The organism is Ruegeria sp. AM2, from assembly GCF_056540685.1.
This window is the reverse complement of record NZ_JBQFXE010000009.1, coordinates 12390-38660: the sequence shown is the minus strand read 5'-3', so window position 1 is coordinate 38660 and position 26271 is coordinate 12390. Positions and strand designations below refer to the sequence as shown.

At 58.6% G+C, this 26271-nt stretch carries 26 protein-coding genes; 8 read left to right on the top strand and 18 right to left on the bottom strand.

The window, feature by feature from the left end; genetic code table 11:
* Positions 1-73 precede the first annotated feature (73 nt).
* Positions 74-301 carry a hypothetical protein gene (locus ACR0CR_RS15440; protein ID WP_480600658.1) on the bottom strand — a complete coding sequence of 76 codons (228 nt, stop codon included), beginning with the start codon at positions 299-301 and terminating at the stop codon, positions 74-76.
* Between ACR0CR_RS15440 and ACR0CR_RS15435 the strand changes: the two genes are divergently transcribed.
* Positions 300-1652: a hypothetical protein gene (locus ACR0CR_RS15435; RefSeq protein ID WP_480600656.1), complete on the top strand. Its 1353-nt coding sequence runs from the start codon at positions 300-302 to the stop codon at positions 1650-1652. The genes ACR0CR_RS15440 and ACR0CR_RS15435 overlap by 2 nt on opposite strands.
* Before the next feature lie 63 nt (positions 1653-1715).
* Here ACR0CR_RS15435 and ACR0CR_RS15430 read toward each other — a convergent pair whose 3' ends face one another.
* The 5 genes from ACR0CR_RS15430 to ACR0CR_RS15410 are packed head-to-tail and all read right to left on the bottom strand — an operon-like array spanning position 1716 to position 5934.
* Positions 1716-2006: a hypothetical protein gene (locus tag ACR0CR_RS15430; RefSeq protein ID WP_480600654.1), complete on the bottom strand. Its 291-nt coding sequence runs from the start codon at positions 2004-2006 to the stop codon at positions 1716-1718.
* Complete coding sequence (locus ACR0CR_RS15425; protein WP_480600652.1) at positions 1996-3048, bottom strand: hypothetical protein; 1053 nt, start codon at positions 3046-3048, stop codon at positions 1996-1998. The genes ACR0CR_RS15430 and ACR0CR_RS15425 overlap by 11 nt, the downstream gene beginning before the upstream one ends.
* Positions 3045-3455, bottom strand: coding sequence for a hypothetical protein (locus tag ACR0CR_RS15420; protein ID WP_480600650.1), 411 nt, complete (start codon positions 3453-3455; stop codon positions 3045-3047). The genes ACR0CR_RS15425 and ACR0CR_RS15420 overlap by 4 nt, the downstream gene beginning before the upstream one ends.
* Positions 3452-4939: an FAD-binding oxidoreductase gene (locus ACR0CR_RS15415; RefSeq protein WP_480600647.1), complete on the bottom strand. Its 1488-nt coding sequence runs from the start codon at positions 4937-4939 to the stop codon at positions 3452-3454. Before ACR0CR_RS15415 ends, ACR0CR_RS15420 begins: the two co-directional genes overlap by 4 nt.
* The gene (locus tag ACR0CR_RS15410; protein WP_480600645.1) at positions 4936-5934 is read right to left on the bottom strand and encodes an alpha/beta fold hydrolase; all 999 of its coding nucleotides are present in this window, start codon (positions 5932-5934) and stop codon (positions 4936-4938) included. The genes ACR0CR_RS15415 and ACR0CR_RS15410 overlap by 4 nt, the downstream gene beginning before the upstream one ends.
* Positions 5935-6342: 408 nt before the next feature.
* Here ACR0CR_RS15410 and ACR0CR_RS15405 point away from each other — a divergent pair, with 408 nt between their 5' ends.
* Positions 6343-7962, top strand: a complete 1620-nt coding sequence (locus tag ACR0CR_RS15405; protein WP_480600643.1) for a long-chain-fatty-acid--CoA ligase — start codon at positions 6343-6345, stop codon at positions 7960-7962.
* A 119-nt stretch (positions 7963-8081) separates the two neighbouring features.
* On the opposite strand, the gene ACR0CR_RS15400 is transcribed toward ACR0CR_RS15405, so the two are convergent.
* Genes ACR0CR_RS15400 through ACR0CR_RS15385 form a run of 4 tightly spaced genes read right to left on the bottom strand, consistent with a single transcriptional unit; the run spans position 8082 to position 13637 of the window.
* A complete protein-coding gene (locus ACR0CR_RS15400) occupies positions 8082-8822 on the bottom strand; it encodes a maleate cis-trans isomerase family protein (RefSeq protein ID WP_480600641.1) in 741 nt (246 codons plus the stop codon).
* Positions 8819-9895: a pyridoxal phosphate-dependent aminotransferase gene (locus ACR0CR_RS15395; RefSeq protein ID WP_480600638.1), complete on the bottom strand. Its 1077-nt coding sequence runs from the start codon at positions 9893-9895 to the stop codon at positions 8819-8821. The genes ACR0CR_RS15400 and ACR0CR_RS15395 overlap by 4 nt, the downstream gene beginning before the upstream one ends.
* On the bottom strand, positions 9892-11541 hold the full coding sequence (locus tag ACR0CR_RS15390; protein WP_480600636.1) for a hydantoinase B/oxoprolinase family protein: 1650 nt from the start codon (positions 11539-11541) through the stop codon (positions 9892-9894). The genes ACR0CR_RS15395 and ACR0CR_RS15390 overlap by 4 nt, the downstream gene beginning before the upstream one ends.
* On the bottom strand, positions 11538-13637 hold the full coding sequence (locus tag ACR0CR_RS15385; protein WP_480600633.1) for a hydantoinase/oxoprolinase family protein: 2100 nt from the start codon (positions 13635-13637) through the stop codon (positions 11538-11540). The genes ACR0CR_RS15390 and ACR0CR_RS15385 overlap by 4 nt, the downstream gene beginning before the upstream one ends.
* Before the next feature lie 346 nt (positions 13638-13983).
* Here ACR0CR_RS15385 and ACR0CR_RS15380 point away from each other — a divergent pair, with 346 nt between their 5' ends.
* Genes ACR0CR_RS15380 through ACR0CR_RS15360 form a run of 5 tightly spaced genes read left to right on the top strand, consistent with a single transcriptional unit; the run spans position 13984 to position 16944 of the window.
* Entirely contained in the window at positions 13984-14409 is a 426-nt protein-coding gene (locus tag ACR0CR_RS15380; RefSeq protein WP_480600630.1) for a hypothetical protein, read from the top strand.
* On the top strand, positions 14406-15071 hold the full coding sequence (locus ACR0CR_RS15375) for a MotA/TolQ/ExbB proton channel family protein (protein WP_480600628.1): 666 nt from the start codon (positions 14406-14408) through the stop codon (positions 15069-15071). The genes ACR0CR_RS15380 and ACR0CR_RS15375 overlap by 4 nt, the downstream gene beginning before the upstream one ends.
* Positions 15072-15102: 31 nt before the next feature.
* A complete protein-coding gene (locus tag ACR0CR_RS15370; RefSeq protein WP_480600626.1) occupies positions 15103-15429 on the top strand; it encodes an ExbD/TolR family protein in 327 nt (108 codons plus the stop codon).
* A gap of 4 nt (positions 15430-15433) precedes the next feature.
* Entirely contained in the window at positions 15434-15811 is a 378-nt protein-coding gene (locus ACR0CR_RS15365; RefSeq protein ID WP_480600624.1) for an ExbD/TolR family protein, read from the top strand.
* Positions 15808-16944: an energy transducer TonB family protein gene (locus ACR0CR_RS15360; RefSeq protein WP_480600621.1), complete on the top strand. Its 1137-nt coding sequence runs from the start codon at positions 15808-15810 to the stop codon at positions 16942-16944. The genes ACR0CR_RS15365 and ACR0CR_RS15360 overlap by 4 nt, the downstream gene beginning before the upstream one ends.
* Positions 16945-16955: 11 nt before the next feature.
* Here ACR0CR_RS15360 and ACR0CR_RS15355 read toward each other — a convergent pair whose 3' ends face one another.
* From ACR0CR_RS15355 to ACR0CR_RS15340, 4 genes are read right to left on the bottom strand one after another with little or no spacing between them, the layout of a single operon-like run.
* Positions 16956-17966 (bottom strand): Ldh family oxidoreductase, encoded by a 1011-nt coding sequence (locus ACR0CR_RS15355; RefSeq protein WP_480600619.1) that lies wholly within the window; start codon positions 17964-17966, stop codon positions 16956-16958.
* A gap of 12 nt (positions 17967-17978) precedes the next feature.
* Entirely contained in the window at positions 17979-18608 is a 630-nt protein-coding gene (locus ACR0CR_RS15350) for a DUF3726 domain-containing protein (RefSeq protein ID WP_480600617.1), read from the bottom strand.
* Positions 18605-20287: a hypothetical protein gene (locus ACR0CR_RS15345; protein WP_480600614.1), complete on the bottom strand. Its 1683-nt coding sequence runs from the start codon at positions 20285-20287 to the stop codon at positions 18605-18607. Before ACR0CR_RS15345 ends, ACR0CR_RS15350 begins: the two co-directional genes overlap by 4 nt.
* Positions 20284-21261, bottom strand: coding sequence for a membrane dipeptidase (locus ACR0CR_RS15340; RefSeq protein ID WP_480600951.1), 978 nt, complete (start codon positions 21259-21261; stop codon positions 20284-20286). Before ACR0CR_RS15340 ends, ACR0CR_RS15345 begins: the two co-directional genes overlap by 4 nt.
* Positions 21262-21421: 160 nt before the next feature.
* Here ACR0CR_RS15340 and ACR0CR_RS15335 point away from each other — a divergent pair, with 160 nt between their 5' ends.
* The gene (locus ACR0CR_RS15335; protein ID WP_480600612.1) at positions 21422-22291 is read left to right on the top strand and encodes a LysR family transcriptional regulator; all 870 of its coding nucleotides are present in this window, start codon (positions 21422-21424) and stop codon (positions 22289-22291) included.
* A 20-nt stretch (positions 22292-22311) separates the two neighbouring features.
* Here the strand turns inward: ACR0CR_RS15335 and ACR0CR_RS15330 are convergent, their stop codons facing one another.
* From ACR0CR_RS15330 to ACR0CR_RS15315, 4 genes are read right to left on the bottom strand one after another with little or no spacing between them, the layout of a single operon-like run.
* Positions 22312-22557, bottom strand: a complete 246-nt coding sequence (locus ACR0CR_RS15330; protein ID WP_480600610.1) for a MoaD/ThiS family protein — start codon at positions 22555-22557, stop codon at positions 22312-22314.
* The gene (locus tag ACR0CR_RS15325) at positions 22550-24808 is read right to left on the bottom strand and encodes a xanthine dehydrogenase family protein molybdopterin-binding subunit (RefSeq protein ID WP_480600608.1); all 2259 of its coding nucleotides are present in this window, start codon (positions 24806-24808) and stop codon (positions 22550-22552) included. Before ACR0CR_RS15325 ends, ACR0CR_RS15330 begins: the two co-directional genes overlap by 8 nt.
* Complete coding sequence (locus tag ACR0CR_RS15320) at positions 24808-25287, bottom strand: (2Fe-2S)-binding protein (protein WP_480600606.1); 480 nt, start codon at positions 25285-25287, stop codon at positions 24808-24810. The genes ACR0CR_RS15325 and ACR0CR_RS15320 overlap by 1 nt, the downstream gene beginning before the upstream one ends.
* Entirely contained in the window at positions 25284-26150 is an 867-nt protein-coding gene (locus ACR0CR_RS15315; RefSeq protein ID WP_480600604.1) for an FAD binding domain-containing protein, read from the bottom strand. The genes ACR0CR_RS15320 and ACR0CR_RS15315 overlap by 4 nt, the downstream gene beginning before the upstream one ends.
* Between the last annotated feature and the right edge of the window lie 121 nt (positions 26151-26271).

Genomic DNA, 26271 nt, shown 5'->3' with positions numbered 1-26271 from the left:
CCGTGTTTTCAAAGCCCAGTTTATTGATCCTAGCCTTGTTGATCCGGCGCGCTGGGCGAAAGCTATGGCAAATTCACCCGACCATCAGTTTTTTTGTCTCAGGAAAAATCGCCGGGTTCTTCGGCGCGCCGAATGTGGAAGCCCGCATTTCAGACTTGCGCAGTGCCTTTGAAAAAAGGGCAGCCAAATCCAAACGAACGTCAGAGATTTTGTTGAAACGCAATCTCAGAAAAGCACGACGGGTTTTCCGCAAGTCCCTCAAATTTGCAAACAAGTCCAACGAAACCACGACAAGGATCATGTTCGACAAGGAAATCACCTGGCCATTGCTTGTTGCGCGCACCGTGATGTTGTTGGGCGTAACCCTCCTGGCCGGAGGGCTGGTGTTCAAGGCGTCCAGCGCCCTTAAAGCTGACCTGAGTGCGAAGAAGGCCTGCGAACCCGCTGGTTTTCCAGCGCCCGTGTTCTGGCCGGAAGAGAAAATTGCTTTGGTAAAATGCGGTTATCTGGTTCTCAAAGGTTCTTTTCCTGTCGAGTATTCCGGGCTGACCGACGCAAGCTGGCGTCCGCAGGGTCCGCGTATCCTAAAACCGGTGTTTTACCTGGGCGCGGCCGGAGATTGGGCCGTCATCGCGCCGCTTGAAGATCCGGGGCAACGGGTCTTGCTGCGGTCTAGTTTGATAGAAGAGTTTTCCGGGATTCCACCGGCTCAATCTGGTGGTGATCCTGCAGTCATGGCGGCGTTCTGGTCGGCCTTGGACAATGCGCACAGACCCGCGCGGCGAACACTGGTACAGTGGGCAAAACTGGCCCAACTATCCGGTGTCGCGACTGCGTGGCCGTACCGGCGACAATCGGTGCCAATCCAAGATGCGACAGTCCCCGCCTTCGTGAACGCGCAGCTTGCATCGCAGCAGGCGCTGATTTTGGAGCTATCCGAGAAGCTGGCCAAGTCGTCGTCACCACAAGCTCTATCCATTTGGTTTTCCAGCACGTTTGAACATTCGTTGGGCGACGTCACGGCCAGGCTCGAGCAGGTGACACAGGATCTTCGTGATTTACCGTCGGATCATCCGCGCAGCACATTTAGCCACAGCCCTGAAATCGCACGCCTTCTGGTCCAATCCGATCTGTTCAGAAATGCCGCTGACCAATTTGGGCCGAATTTGCTCGAAGCGTGTTTCTCTGCCGAAAACATCCGCGGATATGTCGAGTTTTCAGAAGGAAGCACAGTGTTTGAAAACCCGCTGCAAGCCAAAAAGCTGCTCGAAGACATTCGGCGCACTATCGCACAGGCTTCCGAAACCGCCGATATTCATCATTTGGTTGTGCTGGTAGGCAGCGCAAGTGGCACCGGGTCACAGGCTGCAAACCGCAACTTGGCTGAACGGCGGGCCGAGGTGGTTCGCAGGGAACTGGTCAAGGGGATTGGACCGCAGCAAGCGCTCTATTCAGAAGACAAAGCACATTTGCATATGGATCAACATGGTCTGTTTGTGCTGCCCGTTTCACGAGGAGAGACGCTAAGAAAGGTGAAGAACGGAAAGGCTGTTTCGCCAAGGCATGTGGAAGTTCGCGTTTGCAAGGAACCCAAATTTCGCAATTCACCCGAGTTGCGTGCCTCCGGTGACGTTGCCGGGCAATTCCGCTGAGTCATGCGCGTCGCGCGGATTATGCGACGGCAATGCGTAAAGCTCGGATCGGAAATTGCCGTTTCATCCTTTGACACGCGACACGCAGCCCGGAAGACCCGCAGGCAATACAAGCCAAGCCCCGTTCCGATACAGTTTCCGTGCAAGATTGGCATCCTCGGATGCCAAGGTCACACTGATTGGAGTGGCAGCCAGAACGGACATATCGTCTGGCATCTGCGCCAGGAAATCCTGCCCCGGAAACAGCACCAATGCCGCCGGGGCATCGTCGCTCAGCAGGTTAACCCCCGCAAGGATGCCGAGCCATCCAACTAGTGGCAACGTGACGCCGAGAATTGTGCCTTTAATAGTCATGGATATGTTCCAGATGCCCTGCCACATCCGCCAGCGCGACTATGTCCGAAGCAAGCGCGGCAACGTCAGTCAAGATGAGGTGCCGATAATTGTCAAATCCCTGTCGGACATCAGTATGGATTGCCTTGGGATGGTCGGGGGCGTCTGACACAACGGTATACATGATGTCGTCATTTCCAGCGATTTCAACGAAGTGTATGCCAGCTGCCGCCATGTCCTTCATCAGATGTGTCAAGGCCCGATAGCGGATCGTTTCAATCTCGATCCCGGACCTTGTTTCGCCGATGACGACAACCCCGTCGAGACGCTCCAGCGCATCGACCGATGCGCCATCGACTATCATCCTGAGCGTCAGGTCATCCGGGCCGACTTCCGCGACCGCCGAAGCGATGATTTCAGCATAGGCCGCTTTCGTTCGGTATTCGACGCCCAGCGCCATCCGGCGCTCGCGGTCTCTGAGAGCTTGTGTGCCGTGATCCGCAAGGGCCTGCGCATCAGCAGGGAAATCCCATTTGTACCACGGGACCTGCTGCAGGAACGCGGCATAGCTTTTCGCCTGTTCGGCTGAAATGTCGTCAAGCGGTGATCGATCTTGCCCGCGCAGCAAGACAAAAAGTCGGCCCAGGGTCTCTTCATACGCGGCCTTTGCCAACAGTTCTGCCGTGAAGCTGACGCCGATTACGTAGACCATCTGCTTTGTCGCGCCATCCACCGGACCCAACTGGCCCGAGGCTTTGGACAGGGTACATAGCGATCCCCAAAAGCCCCCTATCCCGCTGATAAAACTGTATTCATGCGGGTCACCCTCTTCGAGAACGCGCGCATAATCCTCATAGGCGTGAACGATGTGCCATTCCGGATAAGTCATAAGTGTCCGTGATTCAGGCCGGTGATGAACCAGGTCCAGGCGGGCCTGATACGCGTCTGCCTCGCCGGTTGGGCGGCACATCACCTCGGTATAGGCAACTGGCGACAAAAGCCCGGCAATGACTGCAACAAGGGCCAATCCAAGCCCTGTCAGCCACCGCCAAAGACGCCTCATGCCCGGTGTCCGATATCTTTGGCACCGGCCCAGACCGCCAACCCGCCCAGCGCCAAATGGGGCAGGTTTGCAAGCACTCTGCCGACCGAAAAGTCCAGCCCTGCCGAGGCGTTCGTGAATATACCCAGGTCGAGATAACCGTACCCTGTGAAGAACCCGAATACGCCGTCACCAAGGTAAGCGATGCCGAACAGGATCATGAACATTCGCGCGGCCCGGTGAGATAGCAGCCCGGCAGTCAGGGCCCACAGCGCCGAGGCGACATGCAGCGCATCGTCATAGACATCCAGTTGGAAAATACCAAATGCAAGCCCGTCCGCGTCCGTCAGTCCGGGGATATAGTTCAGTGACGCGGCGACCATCAACACCACGAAATAGACGAGGCAGAGTTTCTGCATGGAAGTCATAGCTGCTCCAGATACGTGTCCCAAAGATTGTTGCGCAGGACCAATTGTGGGTCCAGATCGCGCTTTTTGGCTGCAAATCCGACCGCACGCGGATACGTGCGGGTCAGTTGGTCAAGCCGCGCATGAGGTCGGTAGGGCAAATAATACGCCCCCCCATCTTGGCCCAAGCGATCAATCAATTCTTCGGTCATCCGCCGCATGTCAGCCTCGGCGCGTCCGGTCATCTCTTGACTGAAAGACATCACCGCAGCGATGCGGGGGGATGTAGCGTAAGACAGGTCACTTTGGTCATCCTGCGCCACATAGCGAAGTGTGACGTTCAGAAATTCCTGGTACGAGGCCGGAATGACTTCGCGGCAGGCCGTCAAAAAAGCTTCGAACTTGTCGAAACTGACAAAATACTCGTGCAGGATGTCCGTCCGGTCGGGGTTGCGGTCATCCAGCGTGACAACCGGTTCGTTGATCAAGGCGTTGCGCGTGACGTCCCCGCCGCCCAATGCAGGCCCGACCGTTGTTTCGTTCCACCAGCGGAAGGACTTCATCGTCTCATTGCCCAGCTGCGCGCGGTAAAGGCGGCTGGCCACGTGCGACATCCAACCGGATCCGGATGCAGGCGGCAGAACGGTCTGATCATCAGTCTCGCGGTACGTAACCAGCAGCGCATGCTCAAAAAAAGAGGCCCTTTCGACGTTCAGGCGACCATAGGCCATTGTGACCGAACTGTCCGCAAGCGCGGCCTGGAAAGCCGTCGGGAACGCGCTGGCGGGCATTGTCTGGAATGTCGGGACCAGACGGGTATTGGGCACCATGTCGACTTCTAGGTCGAGGATCACTCCGACAAGCCCATAACCGCCCATGGCCATGTTGAAAAGTTCGACATTTTCAGTGGGCGAGCAGGTCACCAGATCACCCGTTGGCAGGATCATCCGCAGCGCTCGCACCGTTGCGCCCATTGGCCCATACGGCACAGGCCAGCCATGGGCATTGACGGAAAACGTCGCGGCCACGCCAAAATCATTGTTGGACTGCATGACCGTCGGAGACCAGCCAACGGGATCAAGCGCCGCGATAACTTGAGACCAACGCGCGCCCGCATGGACCTTGTAGGTTTGGTTGGCGCTGTCGGTTTCCACGGTGCCATTGTCGAATGTCACGGCCGTACCGTGTCTGGGAATAGCTTGCCCGCCCATCGAGTGGCGCGCTGCACCCACGTTGAACGCCCTGTTGGCCGAAACAGCCTCGGCCAGTTCTTTGCGGATGGCAGCGATCAGGGTGTCGTCGGCATTGTCCGACAGGACAAGGTGCTTGTGGACCGGCGTGGATGACAGCCCGCTTGCGTCGTTCATGGTCTTTGCGGTCGGCGTTTGGTCCAATCGTTGGGTGCCATCCAGATCGGGCAGGTTACCCTGAAACGCGCGGGCAGCGGTCCATCCCGCCGCAGCGCCCACCACGACAAGGGCAGACCGTCGAGTAAAAGATCTCATTTCTGATAGCGCTCCTTAATGGGGGGATGCGTCATTGGCTGTAGTGCGGCCATGAGTGCCGATGCAAACTCGGCAGGTGCTTCGAGATGGGGAATGTGACCGACACCGTCGAGGATTGTCAGCCTGGCGTTGGGGACCAGCGATGCAAGCTCAATGCCTTGCGAAACAGGTGTCACACTGTCTTGCGCGCCCCAAATCAAAGAAACCGGCAGACCCGGAGCCGCCCAATTGGCCGGGTCCAGGCTCAACGCGTCGGTGGGCGTTGTGAACAGTTCGGGGATCCAGTCCGATACGGCTTGCGTATAACCGTCCCTGACCATTGGGTCCTGCAGAGCGTCAACAATCTCACGCGATGCCGAATCCGCCTTATACATGAAGTTTTGCAGGAACCGTCGGGTCAGCAGCGGATTTGTCGCTGTTGCGGCGGTCACATATTCCCGAACGGTTGGATTGCGCAAGATAAGCGGCAGTTGCTTGGGGTTCATCCGATCACCCAATCCGATCGCCCCCGCAACAATCACATATCCCGAAACCAGTTCCGGGCGTCTCAGCACGGCCTCGGAGGTTGGCCCGGCCCCCACCGAATGCGCCACCACAATGGGCCGGTCTCCCAGAGTTTCCAGCAACGCAATGACTCTGTCCGCTTGCGCTGATCTGCCAAAATCAGCCCCGTCAGGATGCTCGGACCAGCCAAAGGGCGGCATGTCAAAAGCCGTTGCAAGGTATCCCGCCTGTGACACCTCGGTCATCGTCGCGCGCCAGATCGTCGACCAGGCCGCCGTTCCATGGGCGAACAGAACGCGGGGCGCGCGTGAATTTCCGGTTTCAAGCACAAAAATTGCACCTTCGGGCGTTTCAACCAGCCGCCCATCTTCTGGCAAACCGACCGCAAATGGCAGGGTTTCCCGGTGATGTGCAGCCCATCGAAACGCCAAGCTCGCCATGACGCACAGCGTCAATAGACACGCAACAAGCCCCAAAGGCCATCTGATCATCGGTTTTGGTTTCCTATCTGCTTTGCAATTCACAATTGCATCAATCGAATCAAAGACAAGTGGGGATTTCCGTAAACCGATCCAGCCCCTGGCCAGCGGACAGGCTGCAAACCTTGCGACATTGATTTGCTTTCACAGCGCCCATAGGCGCCCGTTACGGTCGCTCGTGAAATTCCGACACCGGCACTCCGGTCGGGCCAATTGTGTCCGCCACTCCAGAGTTTCAAAGGCAGACCAGGCCCACCGAGCGGTATGGTGATTGATGGCCACTCGTGTCGCGTTGGCAGCCGGGCGCGACAAAAACATGACGACATCGCCTTCAAGGCGGTATGGTAAGGAAGTTGTCCGAGTGACGTGCCGCGCTCTGGCCAGAAATTGGAAAGTTCACCAGTACCGGAGCACCGCCTCATGCTTGGAAAAATGATGGACCAGCCTTTGCTGATCTCTTCCCTGATCACCCATGCCGCACGGTTTCACGGCAAAACCGAAATCGTGTCCGTCGAGACCGACGCCGGTGTGCAGGTTTCGAATTGGGAAACCGTGGATGCCAACGCCAGGAAACTGGCCTCTGCTCTCAAGACACTGAAACTTGAACCGGGTGCGCGATGTGCGACGATTGCTTGGAACAACAAACGGCATCTTGAGGTTTACTTTGGCGTCCCAGGTGGCGGTTATGTCTGCCACACGTTGAACCCGCGCCTGCATCCAGACCAAGTGATTTACATCGCTGCGCATGCGGACGACAAGGTGCTGTTCTTTGACCACACGTTCTTAGCCTCTGTCGCGCAACTCAAGCCCTCGCTGCATTCAATCGAGCATTATGTGCTGATGGGACCTCGGGATGATCAGGCAGCGGATATGATCGATGGCCTGATGTTTTATGACGAGTTTATCGAGGGTGGCGACGCAGATTTTGACTGGCCCGAGTTCGATGAACGCGCATCATCGTCACTGTGTTACACATCCGGGACCACAGGCAATCCCAAAGGTGTGCTCTATACCCATCGTTCGACCATGCTGCACACGCTGGGCGCTAACCAACCGGATGGGCTGGCGCTTTCTGCCACGGACACCGTGCTGCCTGTCGTGCCAATGTTTCACGCCAACGCCTGGGGCGTGCCTTATGCGGCTGCCGGTGTAGGTGCAAAGCTTGTTCTGCCGGGCCCCAATCTTGATGGCGAAAGCATCGTCGGTTTGATTGATGATCATTGTGTGACCATGGCTTTGGGTGTCCCGACGATCTGGATGGGCTTGCTTCAGGCGCTCGAAACCACCGGATCAAAGGTGAACAGTTTGAAACGCACATTGGTCGGAGGCTCAGCCCTGCCACCGTCCATGATTCCGATTTTCCGCGACAAATACGGCGTCGAGTTGATTCACGGCTGGGGTATGACCGAGACAAGCCCTTTGGGGACGGTCAACCAACTTTTGCAGAAACATCAGGACTTGCCGGATGACATGCAAGCCGCGCTGAGATTGGGGCAAGGGCGTCCTCCTTTTGGAGTCGATCTGCGCATTGTGGACAAAGACGGCTCGACACTGCCCAATGATGGTGAAACTCAGGGCGATCTGCAGATACGGGGCTTTTGGGTCGTCGACACTTACATGGGCAAAGACCAAAGTGCGCTGACCGAAGATGGTTGGTTTGATACCGGCGACGTCGCAACAATTGACCCGGATGGCTATCTGATCATTCATGATCGATCCAAGGACGTCATCAAGTCAGGCGGCGAATGGATCTCTTCAGTCGAGCTTGAAAACATCGCTATCGGCCACCCCGCCATTGCAAACGCGGCCGCGATTGCCGCGAAACACAAAAAATGGGACGAACGTCCCGTTCTGATCGCTGTTAAGTCCGGTGAAATCGATGAGGCGGAATTGCTGGCCTTCTACGACGGAAAGATCGCCAGTTGGCAAGTTCCGGACAAGGTGATTTTTGTCGATGAATTACCGCTTGGGGCCACTGGAAAGGTCGTCAAAGTAGAGCTGCGAAACACCTACGAGGACAGTCTTCTGGAGGCCGGGTAACATAAGGCAAAGCCGCAGTCCTTTGGGACATGCACCCAAGTTGCGATAAGAACAGGAATCGCCGCGCCAGCTTTCTGCCTGCAGAAGCACGCAGCACCAGTTTGCAGACGCTGAACGTCTTACCTTGGGATTTTGAGAAGTTTTCCGAAACCGGCGACGGGCTCCGTGATCCCTAGCAACTTAAAAGCCGCGAACATCATGGCCTGGTTGGAACAGACCACCGGTTTGCGCAGCTCGGTTTCAATCCGGGCAAGAGCTTCGACACTCCGCATGTCGGTGCACGACAGGACCACGACCTGAGCCTCGGCGTGATCGGCCCGGCGCGCCAATTCGAATACTTCGTCTGGCGTCATGGCCCCCTGACCATCGTTGTCCAACGTCTCTCTTACCGCGCCCTGGCTGACGATCTCAAAGTCCGCATCTGTCAAAAAGTCTGCGGCCATATCATTGATCGTTTGGACATATGGTGAAGCAAATCCGATCTTTTGAACCCCGAGTGCCTCAAGGGCTGTGACCAAGGCACCCGCGGCGGTGACCGTTTCTATTCCGCTTTCATCCCTTATTTTCTGTGCCAGAGATCGATCGAATTCCTGCCCATGCGTCAGCGTTGCCGAGGTACATCCATAAAGCACGACATCCGGCCTCACCCCCATCAGCAAAGGCAGCGTTTCATCCAAACTAGCGCTGCCCAACCCCCGCATCTGCGCTTCATCCGGGATTTCGTCGCGGTCGTACCCGCCCATGCGCGCGAAATGCAACGACACCCCATCCGGGCGCATCAACCCAAGGTCGGGTTCAAGGTTGGAATTGGTGAATGGAACCAAAACTCCGATCCGCGCGCGGCCTCGTGACGGTGTCATCGGTAAAACTCCGTTCTCCAGTTTGACAGGTGGGATAAGGCGGTCGCATTCTGATCCGACGTGCCGACCGTCATGCGTAGCGCGTGCGGCAACCCGGCCCCGCCTTGGGCTCGTAGAATTACACCCCCACGTCGCAAAGCTTGATCCGCAGATTTGGCAGCATTCGTACTGTCGAATTCAATCAGTACAAAATTGGTAAAGCTCTGCGCGACCTCAAAACCGCAATCCCTGAGGTCCAAAATCAACTGATCCCGCGCGCTAACCGTCAGGTCGCGGGTTTTGCGCAAATAATTCTGATCGCGCACCGCCCACAGTGCGGCCGATTGAGCGGCGGCGCTGATGTTGTTCGGATTCATGACCTTGCGCACTTCGGCGGCGATGGGCGCAGGAAAAACGCCCCAGCCGACGCGAAAGCCTGCAAGCCCATATGCCTTTGAAAAGGTGCGCAAAACGACCGTATTCTCGAGGCTGACCATGTCGAAACATGGAGCCTCCGACGTGTCTGTGAACTCACCATAAGCCTCGTCAATCACAAGAAGTATATCTGGCCGCAACCCTGCGCGAAGACGGTCCAGTTCCTGCCTGGAAATTCGCGTGCCTGTCGGGTTTCCGGGGTTGGCAACAAACACAATTCGTGTGTCGCCGGTTGCCGATGCGATCAGAGTGTCGACGGACACGGTCGTCCCGTCCTCCGGGGCTAGGATGTAGGGAGCATCAGCCATTTGCGCTGCCGTTCTGAAAAACGGATAGGCATGCGCCGGGGCCAGAATAGCGCGCCCGGGGCCCGCAAAGGTCCGTGCAATACAACCGATCAGATCCAGCGAACCGTTTCCGCACAGGATTTCTCCGGCATCGATTTGGTACTGGCGGGTGATCTCTGCGCGCAGATCGGTCCAATCGGGATCGGGATACAGATTCGACGCGGTCAACGCTGCCGTCGCCGCCTTCACTGCCTTGGGGCTGGGCGGCCGGCGGCTTTCGTTTTGCGAGAGAGACGTAATGTTGGCACCATCATCGACCCTGACCAGAGCATATGGATCCATCTTTGCAACATGCGGCACCGGGTCAATCATTTCGCGCCCCCATACCACTGATCTGCGGCCGCGGTGCTGACCAGCCCGGCCTCAAGATCATTGGCCAGTGCATCCGGGCTTCGCGCATCGGGCGGGCCAAACCCGCCACCCCCCGGTGTTTCAAAGACTAGTACTTCGCCCGCATTCACGCGTATTTCTCCCTTACCCGGAAGGTCCGCTCCATTTTCACCGATCCGAATGCGACCTGCGGCACCGTCACGTCCGCCGTGGCGGCCCTTGGCCGGGTTCAGCACCCGCTCAACCGAGAGGAACAACAAGAAATCCTGATCCACTGAGGAACTGATTTCGATATGCTGCCCCAGCCCACCGCGGAAACGACCTGCGCCACCGGAATCCGGGCGCAGTTCGCGGCGATGAAACAGCACCGGTGCTACAGCCTCGGTGGTTTCCACCTGACTGCCCCAAACCCCGCTTGGAAAGGCGGTCGCGGATAAGCCGTCCAATCCCGGCCGCGCTCCTGTGCCACCGTTGAATACAAGTTCCAGCGCGAACTGTGTCTCACCGCGCCCCACGGCTTCCGGAGCGTGCCGCAGCGGTAAGTCGTACATACAGGACGCGCCCTCGGCGGGCACTGCATCTGGCAATGCCTGGGACAAGCAGCCGTAAACCAGATCGGGCGTCATCTGACCCAGAGTGTGGCGCATCGCGACGGGCGCGGGTCGTTGCGCGTTCAGAATGCAACCTTTCGGGCCGGTCACGCGAAAGGGCTCCAGCGAGCCAGCATTATTGGGAATGTCCGCGCCGATGATGCAGCGCAGCGCAAAAACAGAATACGCAGCGGCGTAGTTCAATGGCACGTTGATGCCTTTGCTTGAACATCCCGCCGTTCCGGCGAAATCCAGCAAAAGATGATCTTCTGCGATGGTCAAAGCCGCGTGCAATTCGATCTGTTCCTCATACCCGTCGACCTTCAAAACATGCTTCCATGTCCCCTGAGGCAGTTCGGATATCGCCGCGACCGTTCCGCGACGCGATGTATCGATGATATAGTCGGACAGCGCTGTCAGGTCGTCGAGGCCGAATTCCTCCATCATCTGACACAGCCGTGTCGCTCCGGCCTCGCAGCACGCGATCAGAGCATAGATATCCCCCTCATTCGCGACCGGCTCGCGCGAGTTGGCCTTGACGATCTCCAGCAGCAGGCCATTGACCTCACCGCCGCTCACCAGCTTGCAGGGCGGTATCAGAAGGCCTTCATCGTAGATGTCCGACCCTTCTGGGCCCATGCCGAGGCCCCCAAGATCGACCAGATGAGAGGTGCAGGATGTATACCCGACGACCCTGCCTTGATGAAAAACAGGCATCATCAAAAGGAAGTCGTTGAGGTGGCCCGATGCGATCCAAGGGTCGTTTGTCATGTAGATATCGCCGAGGCGCATATCCTGTTCGTTGAACCGTGCGCGCAGAGACTTCACCGCTTCGGCCATCGTGTTTATGTGCCCGGGCGTCCCGGTCACAGCTTGTGCAATCATCCGTCCCTGAACGTCGAATATCCCGGCCGAGATGTCGCCGCATTCCCGAACGATGGGGCTGAAAGCCGCGCGGATTAGCGCTTGGCCCTGTTCTTCGACCACAGCAAGCAGACGGTTCCACATCACCTGAAGTCTCGTATCCGAATGTGTCATGTGGATGCCTCCTGCATACGGGTCAGCCAAATGTTTCCAGAGCCGTCAATCTCGGCCCTGAAATCGGCGCTGACCAGCGTTGTGGTCTGCGGTTCGATGATCAGGGCGGGACCAGTGATCTGATCGCCCGGTTTCAAGATCAGCCGGTCGTAAACATCCGCCGACCGCCACGCGCCGGTCACGTCGCAAACTATGTCGCGTGATCCAATCGGAACCGCCACTTGGCTTGTCGTTGGATTGGGCTGATTTGACGGCGTTTCGGTCTGAGATGACACTGTCAGCCCCCAATTCATGATCTCGATGGTCATGCCGGGCACGGTGCGGTTGAACTGGCGTGTGTATTCGTCTTCGAACGCAGCGCGCAACATGGTCAGGTCGGATTGCGTCAGCACCCGATCCGGCAACTCAATCTCAATTTCATGACCTTGTCCGTGATACCGCATAAAGGCAACGCGGCGCGATGTCAGCGGACCCTCTGGCGCACCGGCCCTTACGGCAGACTCGGCCTCTTGCGCCATCTTCGCTAAGAACGCGTTCAGACTCTCAATGTCCAGCGTTTCAAGTGTGGCATAGCGAGAGCGGACGACCTCGAACGATACGGGTGCGAACAAGAACCCCACGGCAGAGCCAACGCCCGGATCACGTGGGATCAAAACACGCCGCACTTGGGCGCGGCGGGCAACTCGGGTCGCATGCAGTGGCCCATTGCCTCCGAATGCGATCATGATCCGTGCCTCAAGCTCTTTACCGGATTCCACTGCGTGCATCCGCCCGGCGCTGGCCATGCTTTCATCGACAATCTCACTGACCGCAAATGCGGATTCCGATGCGTCGAGGTTCAGGAAAGTACCTATCTGCTGCCTCAACGCTTGTTCGGAGGCCCCGCGATCAATCCGCAGGCGCCCTTCGGCAAAGCGGTCCGGGTCGATCAGCCCTTGTGAGATATCGGCATCCGTGACGGTCGGGCGGTCCCCGCCTTTGCCAAACCCTGCCGGACCTGGATCGGACCCGGCACTGTGCGGCCCGACGTTCAGACGCCCCAAGCGGTCAACGCTGGCGATAGAGCCGCCTCCTGCCCCGATTTCAATCATTTCGATCACCGGAATGCGAACCGGCATGCCTGAGCCCTTGATAAAGCGTTCCGCCCGCGCGATTTCGAATTTTCGGGCAGTCTGCGGGCGGAACTGGTCGATCAGGCACAGCTTGGCGGTCGTGCCGCCCATGTCGAACGACAAAACCTGCGCCTCGCCCGTTTCCCGGGCTATGCGCGCGGCCAAAATCGCCCCTCCGGCTGGGCCCGACTCGACCAGCCTTATGGGCAAACGCGCAGCGGTTTCCACAGTCGTCATCCCGCCACCAGCCGTCATCATCAGGATCGGGCAGCCCAGGCCTTCCGCTGAAAAACGCGTTTGAAAGTCAGCCAGATAACCCGCCATTAGAGGCTGGATATAGGCGTTTGCAATTGTGGTGCACAGGCGGTCAAATTCACGCGCCTCTGGGCTGACTTCATGGCTAAGCGAAATGACCAGTTCCGGAAGGCGCACGCGCAGCAACGCGCTTAGCCTCAATTCATGCGAGGGGTTTGCATAGCTGTGCAACAGACAGATTGCGACCGCCTGACAGTCGAGCCGGGTTAGTTCTGCCACCAGGTCATCGACGCCGTGCTCATCCAGCGGCGCGCGTTCATTGCCCTGCGCATCTATGCGGCCACCAATGGTCAAAGCCCGGGTGCGTGGCACGATCAGATCGGGCTTGACCAGGTTGATCGCGTATTGCGCGTACCGCCGCTCGTAAGCGATTTCGAGGATGTCACGAAACCCTTCGGTTGTGATCGTCGCAACCCGAGCCCCGCGCCGCTCGATCAGGGCATTTGTGGCCAGCGTGGTTCCATGGATCAGGCCCGACACCTGATCCCATTCCTTCCCGGCGTCGGCAAGCACCCGCCGGGCACCATTTAGCGCGCCTTGCGTGGGTTGATGTGGGGTCGTAGGGGTCTTTGTGGTGGCCAATATATTTGCGTCACCGTCCATCAAGACGGTGTCCGTAAATGTTCCACCGATATCGATTGCCATACGCAATCCGGGTTCGCTGTTCATCGAGGAAATCTGTTTGGAGTTCAAAGGAACTGCACACGTGCAGGCGTCGCGGCAATAACCGCGTGGTTAAACCACCAGATCACACCCGGTTGCCCGGCGTGTCACAGAATGCGAGGAGGTAATGCCCATCGTAATGGTTCCCCTGAGACCTGAACGAAACTGTGCAACCAAACCCCTCTGGCCGTCAACAAAAACCGCAATCACGAAAAGTGACCGCAGAACGCCAACTTATCACATTCCCGTCCGCGGCCCTTTCACCGGTTGGGGGACTGAGATATTCAAGGACACGAAGGTTGCCAATCTCGGCCACCGACCCTATTTGCGCAGTGCCAACCGGAGCCTTCACATGCAGTTTCGCCGCCTCGCTCTTTTTGCACTCCTGGCAAGTGCCCTTCCCGTTCTGGCTTTGGCGCAGGACAATCCCTCGGGATTGCGACTGGAGCTGAACACGGTGCAAGACGTCAACGGGGCGTGTCGCCTGACCTTTCTGGCCAACAACGAAACGGGCACATCCATCGACAAGGCCGTGTTCGAAACCGTGATTTTCGACGCTTCGGGCAGTGTCGTCAGCCTGTCGCTGTTCGATTTCCGCGACTTGCCCGCAGACCGGCCACGCGTGCGGCAATTCGATCTTCCCGGTATGACGTGCGAGGCCGTGGGACAGGCCCTGATCAACGGGGCCAGCACCTGCATTGTTGATGGATCGGATAGCGCAATTTGCCATCAGGCGCTCTCGCTTGGCAGCAGGGTCAAAGTAGGATTGATCGGATGAGTTTCTTGGACGCGTTGCGCGAAATTCTGGCCCTCGGGGGACCCGTCGTCGCGATCCTGATTGTGATGTCGGTCCTTACGCTGGCTGTCACGCTTTATAAGCTGTGGCAATTCGCAGTATCCGGTGTCGGGCGGCATCGGGTTTTGTCCGAAGCGCTGTCCGCCTGGGACAAAGGTGAATGGCAGGCCGCGCGTACGCGACTGGCAGATAGCCGCAGTTACCTTGCCCCGATTGTCGCCGCAGCGATGGAGGCACCCGACACCACGGGGCTGGATGAAAGACTGGACGCCGAAGCCGGTCTGGCTCTGGCCGGATTGGAACGGGGGTTTCGCCTGCTGGACACGGTCGCTCAGCTGGCGCCGTTGCTTGGGCTGTTCGGTACGGTTCTGGGCATGATCGACGCGTTTCAAAGTCTGCAAACGGCGGGATCATCCGTTGATCCTTCTTTGCTGGCCGGTGGTATATGGGTTGCTCTGGTGACCACAGCGGTGGGGCTTGCGGTTGCAATGCCAACCTCGATGGTCCTGTCCTGGTTCGAAAGCCGCACCGCGCGTGAGCGTGTTTTTGCGGACAAAGCGCTGCGCACTATTTTGGTACCGGGCCACGAGATCGCAAAGGCGGCCAGCGAACCCGCCCCGTCAACCGAACCGAGCCATGCGTAACAGGGCGCCCTTTGTTCGACGCCCCTTGTCGATGACGCCCCTCATTGACGTGATCTTTCTGTTGCTGTTGTTTTTCATGCTGTCCTCGACATTCTCTCGGTTCGGCGGGATCGAGCTAAGCAATGCGACCGCCGGAAACGCCACGTCGGAAACACCGTCCGAGCGCACTTTTGTGCAACTGGGCGCCGATCGTCTGGTGATGAACGGCGCTCCGGTTACGTTACAGCAATTGTCTGATCAAGTAACCGAGGGGCAAGTGCTGGTCAGTCTCGACGACGACACCTCGGCCCAACGGGTCGTGGATCTGTTGGTGGAACTGCGCGGCCGCGACGGGCTGAGCGTGCTGGTGTTGGAGTGATCCAATGATCCGCCAAACCCAGACACGCCGCAAACGCGATTCCACAATCCCGCTGATCAATGTCGTCTTTCTGATGCTGATCTTCTTTTTGATCACCGGCACAATCGCAGCCCCTTTGGATCCCGACCTGCAGCTTGTCAGCACATCCGAGCTTGAAGGTCGCGAACCTCCAGATGCGCTGGTTCTTCACCGGGACGGATCGCTGACTTTTCGTGGTGTTCAAACCAACCCTGGTGCGTACATGGCCGGGCATACCAAAGGACCCGTTCGCATCGTACCCGACCGCGATGTTTCCGGCCCGCGCCTGATCGAAGTGACCAGTGCGCTGCGCCGTAGCGGGGCAAAGTCAGTATTTCTTGTGACCAAGAAGGCGTTGGAATGATACGCGGCTCGATCACCGTCGCCGTTCTGGCAGTTATTCTGTCTGTGCTGGCGCATTTGTTCGGCCTGACCATGACGGCAAGCCCAAGACTGGATGGCGCGGCGGCCAGTCCCTCGCCGGATACCATCGAGCTGGGCAATACGTTTGAAGAGGTGGCTGACATCACCCCTGACCCGGTGGAACCCGAAGCTGCAGAAGTGCCCGAACCGCCGGTCGAAACAGCGCCCGAGCCTGAGGCCGCCGAAATTCCGGTCAGCGAGGCCCTGGTTGCGTCAGACAACCCGCAAAACGTGCCAGCTCCTGATCTTGGCGACAATGAAGTGGTGCAGCCAATCACCTCTGAGGCTGAGACCGTGCAGGCCGTGGACCCCTCGGAAGGCGAAGCGGAGGCCAGCGATGACGCGTCAGTCACCCCGGCCGTCGAGCCGCAAGACGTCACTGAAATCCCCCAAGGCACCGAGGTTGAAACGACGCAGTCTGTTGAGGCGACCGAAGAAACACAAGTCACCGAGCCCTCGCAACAAATCGCCGCGCTGCCGGTTGAGACACCGTCGCCCGATGCAGTGATCCCAATTGTTCCCTTGGAACAAGAAGCGGTTGAGCCCGAAGCGACTGAGACACCACCCGTCCCGGATCAGGTCGAACCCGCCGAGTCTGGCCCGGCTGTGACCGCATCGCTGCGCCCCAGATTGCCGGATCAGCGGCCCAATCCCGATCAATCAGGCGCGGAAAACGGGTCTGACGAGTTCGCCAATCTGCGCTTCCCCCGCCAAGTGATTGAGTCGCCACTGACGCAATACCGGCGCGAGGGAGTGGATTCTTTTACCTCCGGCAACAGCGGCAACAGGTCAGGCGGGCGGGGTCCGGGAAATTCTGACACCACCAATTACGCGGGCCGCGTTCTGGTGCATCTGAACCGCGCGCCTGTCGTCTATGTCTCGTCGCGTGGGTTTGCCCGTGTGTTCTTTCAGATCGATCCGGACGGCTCACTGGCATGGGTCGATGTCATCGACAGTTCAGGCTCGCCCGAAGTGGACCGCGCGGCCAAGGCTCAGGTACGTGCTGCGGCCCCCTTCCCGCGCCCGCCCGGTGGCGTCAGTCGCAAACTGTCATTTTACTATCAGAACAGTTAACGGCTGTTCGCCTATTCCAACAAAGCTTCGATCCTAGCCAAAGTCGCGACGTTCACCGCTACGCCATCGGTCTGCGCGGCCAACCGACAGGCGCGGCGACCATCGCCAGGTAGATGCGCGCCGTCCTGGGACCGGATCGCTTGGACCAGATTGGTAATCCCGTCCGAGAACAGGTCGCCGGATGTTGCCGAGGGATCAATCGCAATAAAGAACTGGCCGGTTTTAGGCGGTCCACCCGCCGTTCCGGAAAAGGGCGAGGCGTGAATACCAAGACTGGCCCCGGTCAATGCGGCGGCCATGATTTCGGTCAGCAAAGCGACCCCAACACCCTTGTATCCGCCAGATGGAGCCATAGAGCCTTTCAGCCCGACCTCAGGGTCTGTTGTCGGATTCCCATCCGCATCCAGTGCCCAACCGACGGGAATGGGCTTGCCTTCCCGCGCGTGTTTCATGACTTCGCTTTTGGCAATCGTGCTGGCACTCTGGTCGATCAACAGGGCAGGTTGGCCATCTTCGCCGGGTACCGCAATGGAAAACGGGTTTGTCCCGACCACCGGTTTTGCCCCGCCCGACGGCGCAATCGACGCTGGGGCGTTGGTAAAGCCAATCCCCACCAACCCGGCCTGCGCCAACTGATAGGTGTGATAACCCAAGACCCCGCAGTTATAGCTGTTTGTGACCCCCAGGGCAGCGATACCCTGTTCGCGGGCCGCCGGGATCAGTGCCTGAAACCCCAGTTCAATCGCGGAATGAGCGAACCCCGTCGCGGCATCCACTTTGACGACACCGGGTCGCGGAGTTTCAAGAATGGGCACCGCTTGCCCATCGACTTTGCCGCACTGAACATGCTCACAATAGATCGGGATATAGGCCAGACCATGGCTTGCCACGCCGTCGGCTTCGGTTGCCGCAGTGGCGCGGGCCAGCGGGCGGGCGTTGTCTTCGCTGGTCCCTGCGGCCAAAAGGGCGCGCAGGGACAGGTCTTCGATCTCAGTAAGGGTAAGTGTGCGGGTTTCAGTCATCAATTGACCCCTTCAGTCATTGTCGGAAAGCGTCGTCCCTGCGCCCAAGCGGCGCGACTCGTCGGTTGCGGGTGCATAGGTGCGGTTGGCGTAGCGATTGAGTGTGCCAAGGCTGACACTATCTGCTCTCACGCGGGATCGCCGCTGCCGCGCATTTGTCAAACTGCGAACGACTTCGATTTTTAGGTCTTGCGCATGGTCAGCAACGCCGTTGGGGCATTCAAGTTGCATCCCGTCCGTGACAGCATAAGCGTCACCGAAAGTGATACCCAACACCTGCCCCCGTCGGCGGGCCACATTGGCGGTAAACGGCACCATCAAAAGAGGTGCTGCCACATCTGTAAAGCGAACCGCACCGTGGTCACCCAGCCCCCCACGGTCAGATATATGCGCGCCCGTCAGAAGGGGGCACAGTGTCTTCTGACCCCGCCATTCGGCACCAGATACGACCGGTTGATGATCCGCCAGATACCCGGCATATCCATGGTCCAGCAATCGCGCCAATTGCCCAGCCCCGTCCAGCCCTTGCAGGCAAAGAAAACGCACTGCCATGCCCGCCTCTTCGGCTAGGCCCCAAGGGTATCCGCCCCCGCGCGCCGCGCGTTTGGCCAAGGCTTCGATTTCATTTAGCGAAAAGCTCATGTCGCAAGCTCAGGATACACCCAATGATCGGCATTCGACACCGACAGGTCCTCGGGGTATGGCGCGCCTGCGTACATGCAAATTCGCACCCAACGATCCGAACGCGGGTCGAAATGGGTGGCTCCAAAGAACGAGAGCTTGGCCCGCAACATGTCAATCGGCATAACGTCCGCATCAATGGTATTGTCGCGAATTTCGCTGTAAGGGGCGATCTGACTTTGCTGCGCGCGACGGACCGTGTGGCGATGTTCGGGGTGACTTAGCAGGAATTCTGCAATCGACTTATCGCCCGGCCAAGCCTCCAGAGCCCTGATGGCCAGCGCGGCATCTCGGGCCGGAGTCAGTGGTTGTTCAAATGCGGCAATCGGCTCTTCGAACCGCTCACCCAGACGAGGCTCCAACTTCTCTTCCGAGACATACCACGCGCGCGCGCAGTTCTGCCTTTCGGTCCAGTCCAATTCCATAGCCCAATCAAAGCTGCCAAGGATCAATCTGCGGACGGTGCTGATCGACTGTGTTCCATCAATCACCCGTGCATCCAAGCTTTGATCGGCCATGCAACTGGTCAAGCCATCGACCAATTCACCATAAGGTTCCAGTATCAGAGAGGCCAAAAGTTCCTGCCCCTCTTCGCTCAGTGCATTCTGTGACCAATGAATCAATCTGTCCCATGGGCGGTTTTGCCTCAGATCGGTCTGGTCCAGATGTTCCGCGATGGCCGAAAGGTCATTGTTCAGATCCGCAAGTTTTCTGACTTGAACCGGATGTTTGGATTGCCACCAGGATATGGAAAGCCTGCTGCGATCGAAGACATTGAGAAACTGTTCGACCTCTGACTCTGAGGCAGAAGGAAGCGACCGCACCCGGCTGATCGCCTCTTCCCGGACCATGATCCAGTTGTTGAAGAGGACGGGATGATTGACGATGAAAGGGGCCATACCCAGGCCGGTGGAATTTCCGATCCCCAGCCAACATGCAATTTCAGGCTCTAAACTTGCTGCCTGCGTTCCACCCTTTGCACGCGCCATATGCTGCACCAGATCCCGTACAAACGTGCGGGTGAGGTAGACCGATAGCATCTCGGTCTGAAATGGCGCGTTGAGTTCCACGCGGTGCGCTGTCTGCTCACGATCTGCCGCACCGAATTTTCCTGACCCGTAAACGGCCGTCGTCCGCATCAGGTATCCCACTTCATAAACCTGTTCCGGATCGGGCTGTCGGCCCATGGCTAAGCGCTCGACAACGTGTTCCCACAACCGGACCGACCGGTTCGCGCGTGACAATGACAATTCGCGCTCGCTGACGCGCCCCGCCTCTTGCAGCGGTACGTTCTGCGACAGCCTTTCGATGTCGCCCGCGGTTGGAACACCATCGAACAATGTAAATGTGGCATCCCAAGCCTCGGCAATCACCCGATCAGACCGTTGATCGGGCGGCAGGTCATGCGCAAACGCGACCAGCGAATAGGTGTTTTCAGGACCCCGCGCGGAATAGACGGCATGCCCAACCCCGTTTTGGTCGATCTCGAATACCGGGCGCTCAAAGCGCCAATTCTCGGCGGCCATGCGACGTGTCAGCTGGCGCATAAAGCTGAGGCGGCACTGGTGAAACGACCCCAATCGCGACAAGCGCATCACCTGCGCCGGATCGCGTCTGGGGATATGGACCGTGTGTTTCATGTTGGACGTGGTTCAAAATTCTCGGCAAAGAAACGATACCAGTTGCCGCCCATGATAGCGCGAATTTCGCCCTCATCCATGCCGACCTTGCGAAGCCCGTCTTCGATCTGACCAAAGTCACGATTGTCCTGAAACCAGGACGGCATCGGTGGAAAGCCCGGTGCGGCGGCAGAACCCTCACCATAATCGATTTCTTTGGTCCAACGTCCCACGCGCATCCATTCGACAACACTGTCGGGCTGATCCTGACACAGGTCCGTGCCCAGCCCCAGATGCTGAACCCCATACGTCTCGGCCGTGCGCGCGATCATCTCGCAGAAGCTCTCCAGCGTGCAGTCCGATTTGTCCCGCAAGTGATGCGGATAGACCGAAAAGCCGAGCATCCCACCATTGGCCGTAACCGCTCGGATCACTGCGTCGCGCTTGTTGCGCAAAGCAGGGGCCCAATCATGCGGGTTCGCGTGAGTGATGGCGATGGGACGCTCGGACAGTTCAGCGGCCTCTATGGTGGACCGATCCGCCGAATGGCTCATGTCCACCACAAGGCCTACACGGTTCATCTCTTTGATGACCTGTTTGCCCATGCGGGTGATGCCGGTGTCGTGCGCCTCGTAGCAGCCCGTCGCCAGCAGGGATTGGTTGTTATAGGTCAACTGCATGAACCGCGCGCCCAGGTCATGCAGAATTTCGATTAAACCGATGTCAACTTCGATAGGTGAAGGGTTTTGAAACCCAAAGAACACTGCGGTTCGTCCGGTTTCGCGCGCAATATCAATATCTTTGGCCCAACGGCCTTTCATGATCAGGTCCGGGAACTGTTCGAACCAGCGATTCCACTTTTCAAAGTTCAGCACCGTCTCGCGGAACGTCTCGTGATAGGCGATGGTGACATGAATCGCGTCGACCCCGCCTTCGCGCAATTGACGGAAAATCTTCTCGGACCAGTTGGCGTATTGAAGCCCGTCGATCCGCATCACAAAACCGCCCCTGTTCCGCGTCCTGTCGTTTCGGAACTGGCGTTTGTTTTGATCACTTTGCGCCTCGGATCGGGATAATCGTTGGGGACAGGATGGATTTTGGAGGCCACATAAGTCAAACTCAATTAACTCAACTCAATTACAGAAAAATTGAAATATGGCTCTCAAGATCGAAATGCTGCGCTGTTTCTGCATTGTCGCCCAAACCGGCAACCTGACCGAGGCCGCAACCCGTCTGGGCCGAACCCAGTCGGCGATTTCCATGACCCTCAAACAATTTGAGGATCACCTGGGCAAAAAGCTTTTTGAAGGGGAAAGAAAAAACCAGCTTTCTCCGGTCGGAGAGCGTGTGTTCGAGCTGGCCCACAGGCAGGTTCGCCAATTCGACCAGACCGTTCAGAGCATCGAAGCCGCCGCAATGGCGGAACATGGGCTCATCAGGATCGTAGCCGTGCCTTCTGTCGGCGCGTTGATCTTCCCTCCTCTGCTCGACCACCTGACAGACCGCTTCCCGGGTCTGAAAATTGAGCTGCGGGATACAGATACACAGCAAGTTTTGGACGCAATCGCTGAGGACAGAGCAGATGTGGGCATCGCATCGGGACGCCATATGCTCAACGAGATTGAGACGATGCCGCTTTTTGAAGACGCATTTGGTCTTGTCGCTGCAGCCGACCATCCGTTGATTGCAGGCCCAGAGCCGCCCACGCCCGACGACATTCTCTCGGCACCGTTTGTTCGCAACAGCTTATGCGACCTGATCGACAACCCGCATTTTCGCCCTGCGATCGACGGGGCCGAGGTAACGATTCACAACACGCATTCACTGATTACCATGGTTGGAACAGGAAAGTGGATTACGCTATTGCCAGAAACTGTCGCGCAATTTGTGCCCGAGACAGTGTCCTTTCGGCCCATTCCCGACCTTTCGACCACCCGAAACGTATACTTATATGTTCGCAAGCGGCCTCAGTTTCCGGAACCCGTACAGGTTTGCCGCGAGTTCATATTGGAAGGCCGTTACTGATGGCAAATCGGAAGGCTGATTCACCCCCCCCTGAGGCGCTGCATCAGGTAAACCTCGCTGCCCTCGGGGATCGGCTCGACCAGACCGCTGGCGATGACGCGGCCATCAATTGCGATAGAAACGCCTGCGTCAATCGGACCTTGCAACTGTGGATGTACCCGCACCAATTCCCGCAACATCTCGCCGGTGGTCCTGGCCTGAACCTCGACTACCTGCTGGCCCCCGGTCAGTGACCGGAGGCCGGACCAAAGGTGGACCTCAACCATTGTCCTTAAGCGCCGCCAGAATGCGCGGCGGTGACATCGGCAATTGCCGCATCCGCACGCCAGCCGCATGCGAAACCGCGTTGGCGATGGCAGCCAGAGGCGGCACGATGCCCGTCTCACCCACGCCACGTACGCCAAACGGGTGGCCAGGGTTGGGCACTTCGACGATCACAGTATCGATCATCGGCAGGTCGCTGGCGACGGGAATGCGATAGTCGAGGAAGATCGAGTTCTGCAGACGACCATCATCGCCATAGATATATTCCTCATTCAGGGCCCAGCCGATACCCTGCGCGGCACCGCCCTGATACTGGCCTTCCACATAGGTCGGGTGGATTGCCTTACCCGCGTCCTGAATGACCGTGTAACGGATCACGCTGGTTTTGCCGGTTTCCGGATCAACCTCGGCATCGACGATGTGTGTGCCAAACGATACGCCTGCACCTTCCGGAGTGGCCTCGAAATGGCCCGAGATCGGACCGCCGGTCGATCCCATATTCGCTGTGATGTCTGCCAGCGGCAACGGATCAAAATCGCCTGCGTTCGGACCAGACGGCACCGCGCAGCCGTTTTCCCATTTCACGGCTTCAACAGGGATGTCCCATTTGTTCGCCGCGCGTTCACACAGCTTTTCGACCGCATGACGTGCTGCTTTGATCGTCGCCAGGCCCGACGCGTAAGTCACGCGCGAGCCATGGCTGACGTCGTTGTAGCCCAGCGAGGCGGTGTCAGCGATTGTCACCCTTATGTTCTCATAGGGAATACCAAGCACCTCAGCGGCCATCAGCGCCATGGACGCCCGCGAGCCGCCGATATCTGGCGTCCCGACCATCAACTGTGCCGAACCGTCCTGAGACAGCGCCAGTGTGACCGAGGTTTCTCCGCCGTGGTTGAACCAGAAGCCGCAGGAAATCCCGCGCCCCTGACCCGGCTTCAAGGGCGCCGAATAATGCGCATGCGCCTTTGCGGCCTCCAGCGTTTCAACCAGACCGATCTGTTCGAAACGCGGGCCATAGCTGGCCTTGGTGCCTTCGTGCGAGGCATTTTTCAGGCGCACTTCAATCGGGTCCAGACCCAGCTTTTTGCACAGCTCATCAATCACGGACTCGACCGCAAAGGCCCCCATCGGCGCGCCCGGCGCGCGATAGGCCGCCTGCTTCGGGCGGTTCGCCATCACGTCATAACCGATCTGTTTGACGTTGGTCAGGCTGTAGGGCGCAAAGGCGCACATGGCCGTGAAATCGCCCGGAGCACCCGGAAACGCTCCGCCTTGCAAGCGGAACACGCCTTGGGCCGCCGAAATTGTGCCGTCCTTTTTCATCCCGATCTTGATATCCATCGAGGCTGACGCGGTCGGGCCTGTGGCCCGGAACACCTCGGATCGGCTCATAACGATCTTGACCGGGCGATTGGCTTTACGGCTCAGCGCCAGCGCGACGGGTTCGATGAACACGGTGGTCTTGCCGCCGAAGCCGCCCCCGATCTCGGAAGCTGTCACCCGCAGTTGCGAAGTCTCGATACCCAGTAGCGCCGCACAGGTTTTCTGCGCGATCCAGTGGCCTTGGGTGGTGCACCAAAGTTCACCCTTGCCGTCATTGCCCAGCATCCCAAGACAGGCGTGGGGTTCAATGTAACCCTGATGAGTCGCCTCGGTGGTAAAGCTGTCTTCGATGACCAGGTCGGCCTCAGCAAAACCTGCCTCAACATCGCCGTGACCGCTTTCGTGATAGCGGACGACGTTGGGGTGCAGACCCTCGGGTACAGAATAATCCGCTGCCCCTTCGCGGATCACGGGCGCATCCGAAGCCATCGCTTTGTCCACATCGGTAACGTGGGGCAGAACCTCGTATTCGACCTCGATCAGCTTGAGCGCATCCCGCGCCGCCAAGGCGGATGTGGCAGCCACAGCGGCAACCGCGTGCCCGTCATACAGAGCCTTTTCCCCGGCCATGACGTTTTCCAGAACGTTCCAGAACTCGCCCTCCAGACCGGGCTTGAACTCAACCTTGTCCGAAAAATCCGCGCGCGTCACAACGGCTTTGACGTCCTTGTGCGCCTCGGCCTTGGACGCGTCGATCTTGACGATCCTAGCGTGGGCATGCGGCGAGCGCAGAATAGCGCCGTGCAACATGCCGGGCGCCGACATATCCGCGCCAAACTTGGCGCGGCCTGTGACCTTATCCAACCCGTCAGGACGGTTCGGACGGGTGCCGACAAAGGTGAATTCCGTTTTACGATCGTCGAGTGCCATTACGAAGCCTCCCGCAGCTCTTCCGCCGTTTCCATGACGGCGCGAATGATCTTGTCATAACCGGTACAGCGGCAGAGATTGCCTGCCAGCCAATACCGGGTTTCTTCCTCGGTCGGGTTGGGGTTCTTCTCCAACAGCGACTTGGCCGCCACCAGAATGCCCGGCGTACAGATGCCGCACTGAAGCGCCGCGTGTTCGATGAACTTCTGTTGCAGCGGGTGAAGGACGTCGCCTTCCGCGATGCCTTCGACGGTCTCGATGGTCTTGCCATCGGCCTCAACGCCCAGCATCAGGCAAGAACAGACCAGACGGCCATCTACAGTGACCGAACAGGCACCGCAATCGCCGGTGCCGCAGCCCTCTTTTGCGCCGGTCAGGTTCAGTTTGTCGCGCAAACAATCCAGCAGCGTTTCGCGTGGGTCGCACAGATATTCAACCGTGTCCCCGTTCACGGTGGTGGATACGTGGAGCTTGCTCATTGGTCTTCTCCCTTAGCGCGGGCATAGGCAATTTTTGCAGCGCGCTTGGCCAGTACGCCCGCTACTTCGGTGCGGAAAGAAATCGTACCGCGTTTGTCGTCGATCGGGTTGCAGGCGGCCGAGGCCGCAGCGGCCAGCGCATCCAGTGCCGCCTCGTCCAGCGTGCTGCCGATGATGGCCTTGGCACAATCGTCAACAAGCAGGACAGTCGGCGCGACCGCGCCCAGCGAAACGCGAGCTTCGGCAATGGTGTCACCGTCCAGGCGCAGGCTGACGCCCACACCGACCACGGCGATGTCCATCTCGGTTCGCGGAATGAACCGCAGGTAGGCGTCACCGGCGTTTTCGCCGCGCGCGGGTATGTGAATGGCTGAAACCACCTCTCCCTTCGTTAGCGACGTCTTACCAGGGCCGGTGGGAATATCCTCAACCGCAACTTCGCGGTCACCAACCGGGCCGGTGACCGTGACCGTTACACCAGCGGCAACCATCGCGGGCACCGAGTCCGCTGCCGGAGAGCCATTGCACAGGTTCCCCGTCAGTGTCGCGCGTCCCTGAACCTGTGTCGACCCGATCAGGTCCATCGCCTCAACCACGCCCGGCCAGTCGCGGCCCAACTCGGGATGCTCGCTCATCTCGGCACCGGTGGCGGCAACGCCCAGAGTCCATCCGCCATCGGCGTTACGGGTGATGTCGCTGACGCCATCAATCTTCTTAATGTCGATCAGCGTGTCGGGCGTGACGAGTTCCGAGCGCAGCTGCACCAGAACATCTGTTCCGCCCGCCAGAAAGCGGGTCGTGCCCGTTGCGTTCGCAGCCAGTGCCGACGCCTCGGCAAAACTGGCAGGGCTGTGATAATCCATAGTTATACCTCGCACCTGTATTCAGGATCTACTGGGTTTTGGCGAAACGTTAGTGCAGCGACTGACCCGCGTCCATGGTGGGATCAAGCAATATTTGTGATGCGAACCATATGTCCGGGAA